A 15,986-nucleotide genomic window follows, 5' to 3' on the forward strand; every position below is an offset into this window, starting at 1 on the left:
TCAGACTAATCACCGACAAATATAAACTTTACTTTCATCAATCGTTTTGCCGAAAGTGATTGAGCATGAAAGTCCCTGTTGTTTATCAACCGCCACGTTTATCTCCGGTGGCACGTCGTTGGTACGAATAAATAGCTGGCTCCCCTGACCTACCACACCAATATTGTGTCCGTGATTGTCTTCAACTTCATAACCAAACGTCAGCGGTGAGCCATCAGGACGTAGTGCCCGGATGTACCAGGGTTTGCGTTGGTCAGTATCAAACCTTGCCAGCACTACCGCTCCGCGATACGGCGCGGCGCTGCGACGGTTGCCTTGCAGGTCGGTTTCACTGTTGGTATTGGAGACATCCAGCATCAGGTGGTTTTCACGATATGGCGTCAAGCCATCGTAAACGACCACGCCATTACGGTTGGTGGTACGGTATTTCTGCCCATTTACATACGCCCCTTCCAGACCCGGCGCGTGCATCACGGCAAACGTTTCCGATAGTCGGTTGGCTAAATTCACGCCCCCAGACCAGGCCACCAGCCCCCCGGAAATACTGCCGCCAGTTTGTGTATATTTAGACGACTGACTGTAGCTGCCGTTCAGTGTCGCAACTGGCGCATTCCACGTCAGATTCCCCCCCGCCGTTGTCTCGCTGTCCTGTCGTTGATGGCTGAGGTTGACGCCATAGTTAAACTGATCGCGACTGCCTGCGGTGCCGGAAAGTCCGGTATTATTGGAGGCAAAACCATCATCATCAAAGGTGGTCGAGTTCGATACATATAGATGCCGGCGCGGAGCGCTAATATCATCTCCCCAATCGAACGGAATAGAGATAAAGACGTTAAAACGCTTATCTTCGTGATGATCCTCGTTGTAAGTCTGACTGGCTGAAAAAGTATAGCTAATCCGTTGCCAGCTATTAGAATAACTCAACTGATAATCTTTACTGTTACCGCTACGCCCCCAGTAATCGCGCCACAGCGTACTGAGCGAAAACGAGCCCCAACCCTGCGGCAAAGACTGGCTGACGTTAGCTGAAAAACTGTTCTTACGACCAAAATCATTCTGATAATAGTCTGCGATGTCGTACACATCATTTTCATCACGATGATAACTGTTTTTATTATTTGCCCAAACGTGATCGTTAAAAGTGCGATAATCTTTGGAAGAGTAGCGATACGCCGCCAGGCCAAAACGGGTGGCGGTTTGCGTCAAATATTTATTATAAGCAATCTGGTAGCTCTGCCCGTCAAACACGTCACCGCTATCCTGCTTGCTGTGGGACTGGGTTGCATCGACGGAAATCGCGCCAATACGCGTATTCCAGCCGGTACCCAACGTAAACGCATTATAGTTATCCGCCAGCATGGTACCGCCGTACAGCGTTAACAGATTATTCAGCCCATATTGGTAGCTCATCTGTGCAAAGTCTGTCTGGTTGCTGGCCCCTTCAATATGGCTACGCCCGGCGGCAAAATCATATTTTGACACCCCAGGTTGCAGCATATTGGGCACCGCAGCATACGGCACCAGATAAGTTGTTACCGATCCGTCAGCCTCTTTGATACTGACGTCAAGATCCGCACCGCCGCCGGCCAGTTGCAAATCAGCAATAGAGAACGGGCCAGGTGGAACCTCTTTCTGGTAAACGACAAAGCCGTTCTGTTCGATGGTGACCAGCGCGTTGCTCTGCGCAATCCCCTGCACTAATGGCGTGAAATTTTGTTTAGAGTTCGGCAACATCTGCATATCGCGATACAGACGCACACCGCTAAAGCGCACCGCATCAAAAATATCCGATGAGGTATACATATCCCCGGCACGCAGAGTGCCCAAAATTTGCGGGATGCCGCGTTCCAGATACAGGGTATTACTTTTCCACTCCCCGCTGCTGTCATCAGTTTTGTTATAGCTGGCATCAGAATGCAACTGCCACCCCAGCAGGTTTAATCCACTGGTAAAGCGGGCATAGGTGCTTTTACTGTTACCTGAATCTTTATAGTCGCTGTAATACTGGCTGGCGTAATACGAAGTATAAAAGGCGTTAATTCCGCGATCCCAGTTTTCCGGGGGAACATAGCCATTCTCCAGTTCATCCACATAGGCCTGCGGGACGCTGAGGTCCAGACGAAACGTACCAATATTCCAGGCATAGCTCCCACCTTGTACAGCCTGTGTTAATGTGGGGCATTCATTCTTCTTATCCAACGCCTGCGTATTTATCCCCAGACGTGTTAACGTATCGCGAGATAAACAGGTGTCATCCGGATTATCCTTAACGGTAATATCATACTTACCACGCCACTGCTTATTGACGTAGATATCGATGTCATATTGTCCGGGTAGCAGTTGATTATCATCGAGGCGGAAATCGGAAACCTTCTCGCCCTTCATACCACCCATCATAAAGTTAGTGTCAAACGTTTCTTCTGCGGCGTGGCCGTCGATACCGAGCAGCAACAGTAATACCGCCGAAGCAATCGGAGTCATCCTTAACATAATCAACTCCTGTTATTTTAGGCTGACGTTATCGCTGATATAATTACCGTGGTCGTCAATAATGGTCATTTCATACTGATTAGCATTCGCACTTTTTAATGTCACATCTGCACTGGAAAGTGGTGCAAGCATAATGCTTTCGTTATTTATTTTTACATCATTAGCTTTTACTTCCGTCACCGTGACCCAGTTAGCGGCATCATTCTTAATGGAATAAATACTGGCGCTACGTTTCATAGACAGTTTTTGAAACGTAAGCTTATTAACTGGTGAGATACCTTTAGGTCGATAAAATAGTTTAATCCTATTCTGCATCGCGAACTTGAGTACATTCTTTCCTACACTGTCAGGATTGTTCGGAGGAATATCCAGTACATTGAGGTAAAAAAGACTCTCTTTATTATTGGGCAACATATTGGGCATTTTTTTAATTTTCAACTGCTGGCCTGATTTGGCCGCTACTTTAGCAACCGGAGGAGTCAGCAGAAAAGGGACCTGGATCTTTTCTGGCGATAAAGATATATCACCATCATCAATCCATGACTGTACCAGCGATGAACGTTCTCCCTGGTTCATCAGTTGCACCAATACTTCATTTTTTTCCGCAGGGTAGATAATGCGAGTACCGTAGATCACAATTCCCGCATGCGCTGGCAGAACTATAGATGCAATGAATATGACTGTGAGTCCTTTCATTTTGATGCCTCTTATACTTAAATTTATTCTCTACAGTCTGTGTAGTTGCTTAATAATAACCGTCACCCTTACCAAAGGATAAAAACTGGCGGCGACAATGCCGCCGACATAAAACTAATCTTCAGAAACGCGCAGAACTAGATTTGAAATCACATCACCAGCGACCACATCATCACTGGTTAACTTCAAATATTTAGCACTAAAAGGTATTGAATAATTCCCTTTGGTAGTTTCATACTTTGAAATATTTAATGGTTTGGATACATCAAGTTCTGTAGTTTCCGCGCCTAAATATAAATAATAACCTACAGTGTTATTACCACTTTTAACTGCTTTATCATTACCAGTGATTTTACCTCCACTAATTAATGAAAGCTTAAGACCAGCCGTATCACCTGTACATTTAATTTTTAGTACGTCACTGGTTACACCAACTGCATCGTTATACGTTGAATATATAGACAATGCTGAAAAAACGCTGGTTGGTACAGTAGGCATATTTATACTTACAGAGTCTCCACCTGTTTCGAAGGTGCATGGTGCCCCAGTTACTTTCCCTGTAATGGTCAGCTGTCCTGTTTCGGTATCAGCAGCAAAAGCCCCAGCGCTCATAAATACAGCAGACAGTACAGCAGCAGAAATAATTGAACGTTTCATAGTATCTTCCTTAATGAATTAATTTCTATTTGTTAAGAGGTTCAACTCTTGAAATTAAATTCGCACACAAGAAACGTTACCGCAATGTAAACACCTTGTTTTATTGATTTAAAACAAGTTATAAACAGCAATATAATTACAACAAATAAGTAAGAGCGAATACTATTTTTGCATTTAATAAATTAGCGTAATTAATCATTCGACATTATTCGTGAAGGCAATAAAAAAGCACCAATCATTCATAATCATGATTAGTGCTTAATAGTAATTTCCGTATATTAATCGTAACGGCTTAACACTATTTGCCGAGTGGCATCCCTTCCCAGGGGCACAAGCTCGGTCACCACGCCTCTTACAGGATGAGACGCAACCTCGTGGAGGTCAGGAGTTAAGGTTACGATACCACAGCGTTGCTGCACTTTATTGTTAACAACATCAGCGCTACACGTCGGTTCAGTCACCCTGCCACTGATGGTTAATGTGGCGCTATCTGAAGCGAAGGCAGACGAACTCATTCCATAAGCCAGAGTAATAAGTCCCAACAATAAACCAATTTTCATTGCATTCATTATTCCTGTATGGGTGGAAAACAGCGCATTCGCCGTCGGTCCGGTTAATTATGGGTTAACTTCCTTGCTAAAACCAATTGAGATTGTAGATTAATTGGTTTTATTTGATCAATTATAATGATGCATTGAGGTGATTTATTCGGAAAAAGACATGAATTATACAGGCAGGATAAACAATATTACGAAGCTTTTTCACTCTAAGTATTCACCGCATCAATAATACATTGATGCGGTGAATATCTGTAACGCTATAAATTACACCGCGCGGAAGGCAATCTCACCGGGGATAACTTCGCCCTGCCAATACAGCTGTGCGGCGATACGTCCTGCCAGGTCACGGTAAATGGCGGTAAATTCGCTGTCTGGACGGCTGATAACCGTCGGCGTACCGCGATCGAGGTCTTCACGCAGAGAAATATGCAGCGGCATTTGTCCCAGCAGTTGAGTACGATATTGCTCCGCCAGCTTCTGCGCGCCACCGGTGCCGAAGATCGGCTCATGATGACCACAGTTGCTGCAGATATGCATACTCATATTCTCAACAATGCCCAGAACCGGCACTTCCACCTTCTCGAACATCACAATGCCTTTTTTGGCATCGATAAGCGCAATGTCCTGCGGTGTGGTTACTACAACCGCCCCCGTTACCGGGATGTTCTGCGCCAGCGTCAGCTGAATGTCACCGGTGCCCGGCGGCATATCCAGGACCAGATAATCCAGATCTGGCCATAACGTTTCTTGCAGCATCTGCAGCAGCGCTTTACTGGCCATCGGGCCGCGCCACACCATGGCGTTATCGTCGGTGACAAGATAACCAATGGAGTTGGTTGCCAGGCCATGAGACATAATCGGCGCCATATGGGTGCCGTCCGGTGAGGTCGGGCGCTGATTTTCTGCACCGAGCATCGTCGGGATAGACGGGCCATAAATATCGGCATCGAGAATACCGACCTTCGCCCCTTCCGCAGCAAGCGCCAGCGCCAGGTTAACGGCGGTTGAGGATTTCCCTACCCCGCCTTTACCGGAACTGACGGCAATGATGTTTTTCACACCGTTGATGCCCGGCTGGTTTTTCACGCGTTTCAGCGTCGCAATATTGTGCGACAGCTTCCAGTCAATGGCTTTCGCGCCGGTGATACGCAGTAGATCGGCACTGCATTGCTCTTTTAATACTTCAAACGCGCTGTGCCAGACGAACGGCATCACCAGCTCAACGTGCAGCGTGTCATCCATCCAGGCGACATGGTGCAACGCTTTTAGCGTCGTCAGATTATGCTTCAGGGTTGAATGTTGAAAATTCGCCAGCGTCCCGGCGACCATAGCGCGCAGGGTTTCTGGTGATTTGGCCTGGGATTGTGCGTTCATCCCGACTCCTTTTTGTTGTTCTGAAAGACGATTGTCACCAGCTAGTTTACTCCAACCGCGACAATTATTCATTTACGGATAAATGCCCTTATCACTTGGCGCAGTAATTACCATTTTGGTACTATCAAAGCCCTTTTCACTACAAAAGAAGTAATTGCCCACTATGACTCAAGTCGCGAAGAAAATTCTGGTAACGTGCGCGCTGCCGTACGCCAACGGCTCCATCCACCTCGGCCATATGCTGGAGCACATCCAGGCTGATGTCTGGGTCCGTTACCAGCGAATGCGCGGCCACCAGGTAAACTTCATCTGCGCGGACGACGCACACGGTACGCCAATCATGCTGAAGGCTCAGCAGCTTGGCATTACACCAGAGCAGATGATCGGTGAAATGAGTCAGGAGCATCAGACTGATTTTGCAGGGTTTGATATCAGCTACGACAACTACCACTCCACGCACAGCGATGAGAACCGGGAGCTGTCCGAGCTTATTTACACGCGCCTGAAAGAAAACGGTTTTATTAAAAACCGCACGATCTCCCAGCTGTACGACCCGGAAAAAGGCATGTTCCTGCCGGACCGTTTCGTTAAAGGCACTTGCCCGAAATGTAAGGCTGCGGATCAGTACGGCGATAACTGCGAAGTGTGCGGCGCGACCTACAGCCCAACCGAACTTATCGAGCCGAAGTCCGTGGTGTCTGGCGCGACGCCGGTCATGCGTGACTCCGAACACTTCTTCTTTGACCTGCCGTCATTCAGCGAAATGCTGCAGGCATGGACGCGCAGCGGCGCGTTGCAGGAACAAGTTGCGAACAAAATGCAGGAGTGGTTTGAATCCGGCCTGCAGCAGTGGGACATTTCCCGCGACTCACCGTACTTCGGTTTTGAAATCCCGAATGCGCCAGGCAAATACTTCTATGTCTGGCTGGATGCGCCGATTGGCTATATGGGCTCGTTCAAAAACCTGTGTGACAAGCGCGGCGATACCACAAGCTTTGATGAATACTGGAAAAAAGATTCTGACGCCGAGCTGTATCACTTCATCGGTAAAGATATCGTTTATTTCCACAGCCTGTTCTGGCCTGCCATGTTGGAAGGCAGTAACTTCCGTAAACCGACTAACCTGTTCGTCCACGGTTATGTGACGGTGAACGGCGCGAAGATGTCAAAATCTCGCGGAACCTTCATTAAAGCCAGCACCTGGCTGAAGCACTTTGATGCCGACAGCCTACGCTATTACTACACGGCGAAGCTTTCTTCACGTATCGATGACATCGACCTGAACCTCGAAGATTTTGTTCAGCGCGTTAACGCCGACATCGTCAACAAAGTGGTCAACCTGGCGTCCCGTAACGCGGGCTTTATCAGTAAGCGTTTTGACGGCGTACTGGCAGTTGAACTGGCCGATCCGGCACTGTACAAGACCTTTACCGACGCCGCTACAGTGATTGGCGAAGCGTGGGAAAGCCGCGAGTTCGGTAAAGCCATTCGTGAAATTATGGCGCTGGCCGACGTGGCTAACCGCTACGTTGACGAACAGGCTCCGTGGGTTGTCGCCAAACAAGAAGGCCGTGACGCCGATCTGCAGGCGATTTGCTCCATGGGTATTAACCTGTTCCGCGTCCTGATGACCTACCTGAAACCGGTTCTGCCAACGTTGAGCGAGCGTGTCGAAGCATTCCTGAACAGCGAACTGACCTGGGATGCCATCCAGCAGCCGCTGCTCGGCCACAAGGTCAACACCTTCAAAGCGCTGTACAACCGCATCGACATGAAACAGGTTGAAGCTCTGGTTGAAGCATCAAAAGAAGAAGTGAAAGCGGCTGCCGCACCGGTTACCGGCCCGCTGGCGGACGACCCGATTCAGGAAACCATCACCTTTGACGATTTTGCCAAAGTTGACCTGCGCGTGGCATTGATCGAAAACGCCGAGTTCGTTGACGGCTCCGACAAACTGCTGCGCCTGACCCTGGATCTGGGCGGTGAAAAGCGTAATGTCTTCTCCGGCATCCGTTCAGCCTACCCTGACCCGCAGGTACTGATTGGCCGCCAGACCATTATGGTGGCTAACCTGGCACCGCGTAAAATGCGCTTCGGCATTTCTGAAGGTATGGTGATGGCCGCCGGCCCTGGCGGGAAAGATATCTTCCTGTTAAGCCCTGACGAAGGCGCCAAACCTGGCCAACAGGTGAAATAAACAAAAAAAGCCGGATTATTATCCGGCTTTTTTTTGCCCGTTAGCGCTACGCATGCACGGACCTGCGGGTATTAAATCACGCTTTCGTGTGATGTACCCGGTGAGTCAAACCACGCAGGAAATAACGTAAAAACTGGTCTCCACACTCGCGGTAGTTTTTATGTTCCGGCGCACGCATCATGGCGGTAATTTCCGGCATCGACACGCGGAATTTCTGCTCGGTCATAATGGCCAGAATATCATCGGTTTTCAGTGAAAAGGCGATACGCAGCTTTTTCAGCACCGTATTGTTGTTCACCCGACGCTCAAGCGCCAGCTCCGGCGCCGAATCATCTTTACCGCGCAGATGGTAGATCAGGCCGTTTAGAAAACCGGAGAGAATGATGTCCGGGCAACGAATAAACCCGTCTTCATCTTCTTTCGTCATCCAGGTGTCGAAACCTGCGGCGGTGGATTCCATGTCAGCAAGCGCAAGGATCCGCACCATGTCGTTATTGTTCGCTTTCAGGGTGTAGCGCAGGCTACGAAGAATGTCGTTACTTAGCATAGAGCCTTCAACTGTCGGTGATGCAATGGCGCGCAGTGTACCAGTTTTACAGACCAATCGCCTCTTTTAGGCTTTTAAGATAACGGCGGCTCACCGGCACGGTCAGGCCGTTACGTAAAATCAGCTCGGCCTGGCCGTTATCTTCCAGGCGAATCTCCTGCAACTGCGCCATGTTCACCAGGTATTGTCGATGGCAGCGCAACAGCGGCGTGCGGCTCTCCAGCGTTCTCAGTGTAAGCTCGGTAAAGCCTTCTTTACCGTCGCTGCTGGTGACAAAAACGCCGCTCATGCGGCTGCTGACAAACGCCACATCGTCCATTTGCAGCAGATAAATGCGGCTGTGTCCGGAGCACGGAATAAATTTTAGCGCCTGCTGGTTTTCCGGCAGCACCGACACATCCTGCTTCGTGCGCTCCTGGCGTAAACGGATCAGCGTTTTCTCCAGCCGGGTTTCTTCAATCGGTTTGAGCAAATAATCAAAGGCATGTTCTTCAAAGGCTTTCACCGCATACTCATCAAATGCGGTGAGAAAAACAATATACGGACGGTGTTCAGGATCGAGCATGCCCACCATTTCCAGACCGCTAATACGTGGCATCTGGATATCGAGAAACAGCACATCAGGGCGCAATTTATGCACCGCGCCGATGGCCTCAACGGCATTCGAACATTCCCCCACAATCTCAATGTCGCTTTGCTCCTGCAACAGGATCCGCAGATTTTCCCGCGCTAACGGTTCGTCATCCACAATCAACACTTTGATCATGCCAGTTCCTCCAGGGGAAGTCGTAAAGTGATTCGGGTAAAGAGGTCAGGTTCACACACTACGCTGATGCCAAAATCATCGCCAAACCGTTCACGTAGTCGCTTATCCACCAGATTCATCCCCAGCCCGCTGGCCTCGGTTGTCGGCAGATACAGGCCGGCATTATCTTCGATATCCAGCATCAGATACTGCCCTTCTCGCCGGGCGGTAATGGAGACCTCACCGGTATCAAGTAGCTGAGAGGTGCCGTGCTTAATCGCATTCTCGACAATGGGCTGCAACGTAAATGCTGGCAATTGCTGATGCGAAAGTTCATCCGGTACCGTTAAAGTGACCTGTAGGCGCGACTGAAAGCGCGCCTTTTCAATTTGCAGATAGGCGTTAACGTGTTCAATTTCATCTGCCAGCGTCACAATTTCTGACGGCCGTTTGAGGTTTTTGCGAAAGAAGGTCGACAGATATTGCACCAACTGACTGGCCTGCTCGCTGTCGCGGCGGATCACCGCTTTAATGGTATTGAGCGCATTAAACAGAAAATGGGGATTCACCTGCGCATGCAGAAGCTTAATTTCTGACTGCGTGAGCATCGCTTTTTGCCGTTCATATTGCCCGGCAAGGATCTGCGCTGACAGCAACTGCGCAATCCCTTCGCCAAGCGTGCGATTGATCGAACTAAATAAGCGGTTTTTGGCTTCATACAGTTTGATGGTCCCCATCACCCGCTGGTTTTCACCACGCAAAGGGATCACCAGCGTCGAGCCTAATTTGCAGTGCGGATGCAGCGAGCAGCGGTAAGGTACCTCGTTGCCGTCGGCATACACCACTTCACCGGTATCAATCGCTTTTTGGGTATAAGAGGATGAAATCGGTCTGCCTGGCAGATGATGGTCGTCACCAATTCCGGTAAAGGCCAGCAGCTTATCGCGATCGGTTATCGCCACTGCACCAATGTCCAGCTCCTCATACAGTACCTGGGCCACCTTCATGCTGTTAACCTCGTTAAACCCCTGGCGCAATATGCCTTCCGTTGAGGCGGCAACTTTTAGCGCAGTGGCTGAAAACGCCGAGGTGTATTTTTCGAACATGGCCCGTTTGTCGAGCAAAATACGCATAAATAAGGCTGCACCCACGGTATTGGTAACCATCATCGGCGCGGCAATATTGCTCACCAGATGCAGCGCATTATCAAAGGGACGCGCAATCAATAAAATGATCAGCATCTGCACCAGTTCGGCAAAAAAGGTGATCGCGCCCGCCGTCAGCGGGCTAAAGACTTTATCAGTGCGACCGCGGCGGGTCAGTACGCTGTGTACCAACCCGCCGAGAAGTCCTTCAACAATGGTCGAGATCATGCAGCTCAGCGCGGTCATTCCGCCCATCGAATAACGATGCAGGCCGCCAGTCAACCCGACTAGCCCCCCAACCACCGGGCCACCAAGCAAGCCGCCCATCACCGCGCCAATCGCACGGGTGTTGGCAATGGAGTCTTCAATATGCAGCCCCAGGTAGGTACCCAGAATGCAAAAGATGGAAAAGGTGACGTAGCAAAGGAGTTTGTGCGGCAGCCGGATAGTGACCTGCATCAGCGGGATAAATAAACGCGTTTTGCTCATTAACCACGCAATAACAAGAAACACGCACATCTGCTGTAGCAGCAGCAACACCAGATTAAACTCGTACATACCCGCCAACCACAGTCTTCTTAAAAGCGCGTAACATACATGGGCTGCGCGTAACTTTCTTTGAACTGTTGCAAAAAATGAGGAATTTGTGAGAACGGTCACTCAAAAGCGTGGGTATGACTACAAAATCACCCATTCTTTGAGCAAAAAACAGACAAAACTACCTGGTTCGCAAAAGAGCGTCTAAAGTAAAACTGGGACCTCGCGAGCAAGAGTGAGACAACAAATGGCGCTTTACACCATCGGTGAAGTGGCTTTGCTTTGTGATATTAACCCTGTCACTTTACGTGCGTGGCAGCGGCGATATGGATTACTGAAACCGCAGCGCACAGACGGCGGTCATCGTTTGTTTAACGACGCGGACATCGACAGGATCCGCGAGATCAAACGCTGGATAAACAACGGTGTGCAGGTCAGTAAGGTTAAAATGTTGCTCAGCAATGAGAGCATTGATGTGCACAACGGCTGGCGCGAGCAGCAAGAAACGCTGTTGAGCTATTTGCAAAGTAATAATTTGCATAGTCTGCGATTGTGGATCAAAGAACGTGGCCAGGATTATCCCGCCCAGACGCTGAACACCCATCTGTTCATTCCGCTGCGGCGACGCCTGCAATGTCAGCAACCTATTCTTCAGGCACTGCTCGGCATTCTTGACGGCGTGCTGATTAACTACATTGCGATTTGCCTCGCCTCAGCCCGTAAGAAACAAGGTAAAGACGCGCTGGTCGTCGGCTGGAATATTCACGATACCACCCGGCTATGGCTGGAGGGCTGGGTCGCCAGCCAGCAAGGATGGCGGGTTGACGTACTGGCTCACTCGCTCAATCAACTGAGACCGGAACTGTTTGAAGGCCGGACACTTCTGGTGTGGTGCGGCGATAACCAGACGGCCGCTCAACACCAACAATTAACCGAGTGGCGTGCGCTAGGCCACGATATTTATCCACTCGGTATTTAATATTCCATTAACAAACGTGTACAATCCTTTTATATACCATAAGGAGTACATCATGAGCGCAGCTAAAATCGGCGTGATCACCCTCTTCCTGTTGATGGCCATCGGCGGAATCGGCGGTGTGATGCTTGCAGGCTATACCTTTATTTTACGTGCCGGGTAAGGTGTTGCGCGACTCGCTCAAACCCGCGATCGACAATGATGGCCGCCAACGCGACCAGAAGCGCCCCCTGTATCACATAGGCAGTATTAAACCCGCTCAGCCCGATGATTATCGGCGTACCCAGCGTGTTTGCCCCCACAGTTGAGGCGATCGTTGCGGTGCCAATGTTAATAATCACCGACGTGCGAATACCAGCCAGAATAACCGGCGCGGCCAGCGGCAGCTCCACTTTGCGCAGCCGTTGACCGCTGCTCATCCCCATTCCACTGGCAACATCCAGCACGCTGGCTGATATCCCGCCCAGACCCGCCAGCGTCGCCTGTAAAATCGGTAACACGCCGTACAAGATCAGCGCGATGATGGCCGGCTGTGGACCAAACCCCATCACCGGAACAGCGATGGCCAGCACGGCGACCGGCGGAAAAGTTTGCCCCACGGCGGCAATGGTTTCCACCAGCGGTCTGAATTCAGTTCCCCATGAACGCGTGACCACGATCCCCGCCCCCATGCCAATGATCACCGCCACCAGGCTCGAGATCCCCACCAGACTAAAATGGGCCAACGCCAGCGCCAGAAAACTCTCCTGCTGATAAACCGGTCGCGGCAGCTGCGGGAACAGCGCGCTAAACAGCGCCTGGCTATGAGGCAACCCTGCCAGCAGCAGCAGAAAACAGATAACCAGCCATAACAGCGGATCAGTCAGACGTTTCACGGTGCGGCCTCGGTGAGAGTAAATCCTGAAAATGGAGCGTCCCGCAGGCTCCGCCCTTTGCGTCAACCACCGGCAGAACGTCGCACCCCCGTGCCACAAAAATAGAGAGCGCATCGCGCAGTGTCATCTCGTCTACCAGCGGCTCGCCGCTGAGCTGCTCATGGCGGCGGGTAAAATCACCGACAGTGCGCAGCGCCAGTAGCCGAACACCCAGTTCGCTGCGGCCAAAAAAGGTGTGCACGAAGTCGTTAGCCGGTGCTGTGAGCATCGATAGCGGCGTGCCTTGTTGCACCACCTGACCTGCGTCCATCAGCACCAGGTGTTCCGCCAGCCTCAGCGCTTCGTCAATATCATGGGTAACCAGCACAATGGTGCGTCCCAACAGCCGGTGAATGCGGGTCATCTCCTGCTGCAAGGCGCTGCGCGTTACCGGATCCAGCGCACCAAAAGGTTCATCCATCAGCAGCACCTGGGGATCGGCGGCCAGCGCACGCGCCACTCCCACCCGCTGTTGTTGCCCACCGGAGAGCTGATGAGGATAACGATGACGCAACCCCTCTTCCAACCCCAGCAACGCCATCAGTTCATCTGTTCGGTCATCAATACGTGAACGCGACCATTTCTGCAGCTGCAATACGGTGGCAATGTTCTGTGCAACGGTCCAGTGCGGAAACAGTCCAATAGACTGAATGGCGTATCCCATCCGTCGTCTTAATTCCAGCACCGGCAGGCTGCGGATCTCATCGCCAGCAAAGCGAATCGTCCCGCTATCATGCTCCACCAGACGGTTAATCATTTTGAGCGTGGTGGACTTCCCCGACCCCGACGTACCAATCAAGACGGAAAAGCTGCCTTCGCGAAAATGCAGATTGAGATCGTTGACCGCGTGTTGTTGGCCAAAGGTTTTACAGACATGGCTAAATTCAATCATCAACGGTCACCTTCAGCAGAGCTAAACCTAAATCAAACAGGGCATCGATCAGCACCGCCAGCACCACCACCGGGACGACACCCAGTAGTACTAAATCGACGGCACTGCTGAGCAATCCCTGAAAAACCAATGCGCCAAATCCCCCCGCGCCAATCAGTGCGGCAATAACGGCCATCCCCACCGTCTGCACCATCACGACGCGTAAACTGCGCAAGAAGACAGGTAACGCCAGCGGGAGTTGTACCGAACAAAAGCGCTGACGCGAGCTCATTCCCATTGCCCAGGCGCTTTCCAGCACATCGAGAGGAACCTGGTTCAGCCCCGCCACCACGCCGCGCACCAGCGGCAGTAGCGCGTACAGCACCAGCGCAATCAGCGCAGGGGCCAACCCGGTTCCGGCAATGCCCAATGCACGTAACCAGGGAAAATGCTGAACCAGCCCGGCAAGCGGGGCAATCAGCAGGCCAAACAGCGCCACGGAAGGAATGGTCTGAATAATATTCAGTACGGCAAATACCGGCCCCTGGCGCGACGTAGAGAAGGCGCACCAGATGCCCAACGGGATGCCAATCACCAGCGCTGGCAGCACGGTTCCGAGCAGGATAGTCAGATGTTGCGCCAGCGCATCGTCGAAGACATCCTGACGATTGGCATACTCTTTGAGCAGCGAAAGGTCGTTGAACATCCCGGTCAGCAGCAGCGCAACGGGGACGATGGCAATGTGCATATGCAGTAACCAACGCCACAGTGGCCTCGCGGTGAGACGACGAATCGCGTCGCTGAGCGCCAGCAGCATCAGTCCCAGCCCAAGCCAGAATCCGCTACCCAGACTGGTTCTCGCCAGCGGACTTCCCGTCTGCGCCAGCCCGCTTGCCGTTTTACCGGCGGCAATCAACGCCGCTATCAGCAGCAGTTGCACTACGATCAGGGTTAACACGTTGCCGGCGCGACCGGGGATAAAACACAGCGCCACCAGTAGCAGAAACATCGCCGCCAGCCCCCACGCAAAACCGGGCCAGAGTTCCCAGAGTTGTCGACCTTCGCCAGAGACCAGACGATTGGGGGCATAACTGATGAAAGGCAGCACGGCTGCCGCCATTAGCAGAAATACCAGCAGCAACAGCACTCGATTAACAGACATCGTTGATACAACACTCACCTGATGCAAACTCCGTTACTTCACCCATCCTTTTTGCTTCAGGTAATCTGCTGCGACTTTTTTCGCATCCAGCCCTTCAACGGCGATACTGGCATTAAGCTGTTGCAGCGTTTTTTCATCGAGACTGGCAAAGACCGGCTGCAGCCATTCCGCCATTTGTGGGTAGGCCTGCAGTACTGATTCACGCACCACTGGCGCAGGAGCATAGATCGGCTGGACACCTTTTGGATCGCTGAGCGTTTGCAGCCCCAGCGCCGCAACAGGGCCGTCGGTCCCGTAGGCCATCGCGGCATTGACGCCTGAGGTTTGCTGCGCAGCGGCTTTAATGGTCACCGCCGTGTCTCCCCCTGCCAGCGATAAAAGCTGATTTTGATTGAGCGTAAAGCCATATGCTTTTTCAAACGCAGGCAACGCATCCGCACGTTCGATAAACTCTGCCGAGGCGGCCAGTTTGAACGTGCCGCCGTCTTTCAGGTAGCGTCCCAGGTCAGCCAGCGAAACGAGCTTATTCTTTTCGGCGACATCCTGACGGAGGGCAATGGTCCAGGTGTTATTAGCGGGCGCAGGCGTTAGCCAGACCAGTTTGTTCTGTTCCGCATCCAGTTTTTTGACTTTTTCATAACCGGCCTGCGCATTTTTCCACGCCGGGTCATTTTCATCTTTAAAGAAGAAAGCCCCGTTTCCGGTATATTCCGGGTAAATATCCAGTTCGCCGGAGGTGATGGCCCCGCGCACCACTGGCGTGGTTCCCAACTGGACTTTATTGACGGTTTTCACGCCGTGGCTTTCAAGCACCTGCAAAATCATATTGCCGAGCAGCGCCCCTTCCGTATCAATTTTTGATCCCACCGTGACGGGTGATGCGGCCTGCAGGGGTAAGCTCATCGCGGCAAACAGCGCCAGCGAGCCCGCCCAGACCTTTGAGATTATCATGCTGCTCTCCTCATCCTTTGACAGTCCTTTTCAGGACATAGAGGGAAAAGCATAGTCGAAAAATCTGACCTTAACCTGGCAATTGAGGGGTAACGGAGGGAAGGATTAGCAGTAACTCGGTGATAAATATAAAAAGACCGGCAAAACCTCAGGGGCTTTGCCGG

General features: G+C 51.3%; 15 protein-coding genes. 3 read left to right on the plus strand and 12 right to left on the minus strand.

Translation table 11 applies throughout. From position 1 onward, the window contains the following. Positions 1-9: 9 nt before the first annotated feature. The 5 genes from FDX22_RS08250 to apbC form a co-directional block, all read right to left on the minus strand. Complete coding sequence (locus FDX22_RS08250; RefSeq protein WP_146717016.1) at positions 10-2,490, minus strand: fimbrial biogenesis outer membrane usher protein; 2,481 nt, start codon at positions 2,488-2,490, stop codon at positions 10-12. 12 nt (positions 2,491-2,502) lie between these two features. Continuing rightward, positions 2,503-3,186 carry a fimbria/pilus periplasmic chaperone gene (locus tag FDX22_RS08255; RefSeq protein WP_146717017.1) on the minus strand — a complete coding sequence of 228 codons (684 nt, stop codon included), beginning with the start codon at positions 3,184-3,186 and terminating at the stop codon, positions 2,503-2,505. 114 nt (positions 3,187-3,300) lie between these two features. Then, positions 3,301-3,843 (minus strand): fimbrial protein, encoded by a 543-nt coding sequence (locus FDX22_RS08260; protein ID WP_146717018.1) that lies wholly within the window; start codon positions 3,841-3,843, stop codon positions 3,301-3,303. A gap of 278 nt (positions 3,844-4,121) precedes the next feature. Next, on the minus strand, positions 4,122-4,403 hold the full coding sequence (locus FDX22_RS08265) for a DUF2574 family protein (protein ID WP_115259920.1): 282 nt from the start codon (positions 4,401-4,403) through the stop codon (positions 4,122-4,124). A 264-nt stretch (positions 4,404-4,667) separates the two neighbouring features. Beyond that, on the minus strand, positions 4,668-5,777 hold the full coding sequence (gene apbC / locus FDX22_RS08270) for an iron-sulfur cluster carrier protein ApbC (protein ID WP_096756512.1): 1,110 nt from the start codon (positions 5,775-5,777) through the stop codon (positions 4,668-4,670). Between the two features lie 163 nt (positions 5,778-5,940). Between apbC and metG the strand changes: the two genes are divergently transcribed. Continuing rightward, the gene (gene metG, locus FDX22_RS08275) at positions 5,941-7,974 is read left to right on the plus strand and encodes a methionine--tRNA ligase (RefSeq protein WP_146717019.1); all 2,034 of its coding nucleotides are present in this window, start codon (positions 5,941-5,943) and stop codon (positions 7,972-7,974) included. Between the two features lie 76 nt (positions 7,975-8,050). Here metG and FDX22_RS08280 read toward each other — a convergent pair whose 3' ends face one another. Genes FDX22_RS08280 through FDX22_RS08290 form a run of 3 tightly spaced genes read right to left on the minus strand, consistent with a single transcriptional unit; the run spans position 8,051 to position 10,969 of the window. Then, a complete protein-coding gene (locus FDX22_RS08280; RefSeq protein ID WP_115259919.1) occupies positions 8,051-8,521 on the minus strand; it encodes a DUF1456 family protein in 471 nt (156 codons plus the stop codon). 46 nt (positions 8,522-8,567) lie between these two features. Next, entirely contained in the window at positions 8,568-9,287 is a 720-nt protein-coding gene (gene btsR / locus FDX22_RS08285) for a two-component system response regulator BtsR (protein ID WP_115258047.1), read from the minus strand. Further along, positions 9,284-10,969 (minus strand): sensor histidine kinase, encoded by a 1,686-nt coding sequence (locus tag FDX22_RS08290; protein ID WP_096756509.1) that lies wholly within the window; start codon positions 10,967-10,969, stop codon positions 9,284-9,286. The genes btsR and FDX22_RS08290 overlap by 4 nt, the downstream gene beginning before the upstream one ends. A gap of 226 nt (positions 10,970-11,195) precedes the next feature. Between FDX22_RS08290 and mlrA the strand changes: the two genes are divergently transcribed. Together mlrA and FDX22_RS08300 are read left to right on the plus strand one after the other, a co-directional pair. Next, the gene (mlrA, locus tag FDX22_RS08295) at positions 11,196-11,927 is read left to right on the plus strand and encodes an HTH-type transcriptional regulator MlrA (RefSeq protein ID WP_115258046.1); all 732 of its coding nucleotides are present in this window, start codon (positions 11,196-11,198) and stop codon (positions 11,925-11,927) included. A gap of 52 nt (positions 11,928-11,979) precedes the next feature. Continuing rightward, positions 11,980-12,087: a protein YohO gene (locus tag FDX22_RS08300; RefSeq protein WP_003027354.1), complete on the plus strand. Its 108-nt coding sequence runs from the start codon at positions 11,980-11,982 to the stop codon at positions 12,085-12,087. Here the strand turns inward: FDX22_RS08300 and FDX22_RS08305 are convergent. From FDX22_RS08305 to FDX22_RS08320, 4 genes are read right to left on the minus strand one after another with little or no spacing between them, the layout of a single operon-like run. Next, entirely contained in the window at positions 12,068-12,799 is a 732-nt protein-coding gene (locus tag FDX22_RS08305; protein WP_135911741.1) for an ABC transporter permease, read from the minus strand. The two genes, FDX22_RS08300 and FDX22_RS08305, sit on opposite strands and share 20 nt — an antisense overlap. Next, positions 12,783-13,730 (minus strand): ABC transporter ATP-binding protein, encoded by a 948-nt coding sequence (locus FDX22_RS08310; protein WP_115258044.1) that lies wholly within the window; start codon positions 13,728-13,730, stop codon positions 12,783-12,785. Before FDX22_RS08310 ends, FDX22_RS08305 begins: the two co-directional genes overlap by 17 nt. After that, on the minus strand, positions 13,723-14,871 hold the full coding sequence (locus FDX22_RS08315; protein WP_146717020.1) for an ABC transporter permease: 1,149 nt from the start codon (positions 14,869-14,871) through the stop codon (positions 13,723-13,725). Before FDX22_RS08315 ends, FDX22_RS08310 begins: the two co-directional genes overlap by 8 nt. Positions 14,872-14,904: 33 nt before the next feature. After that, a complete protein-coding gene (locus tag FDX22_RS08320) occupies positions 14,905-15,822 on the minus strand; it encodes an ABC transporter substrate-binding protein (protein WP_115258042.1) in 918 nt (305 codons plus the stop codon). Positions 15,823-15,986 lie beyond the last annotated feature (164 nt).

The organism is Citrobacter sp. TBCS-14, from assembly GCF_005280805.1.
GTDB lineage: Bacteria > Pseudomonadota > Gammaproteobacteria > Enterobacterales > Enterobacteriaceae > Citrobacter > Citrobacter gillenii.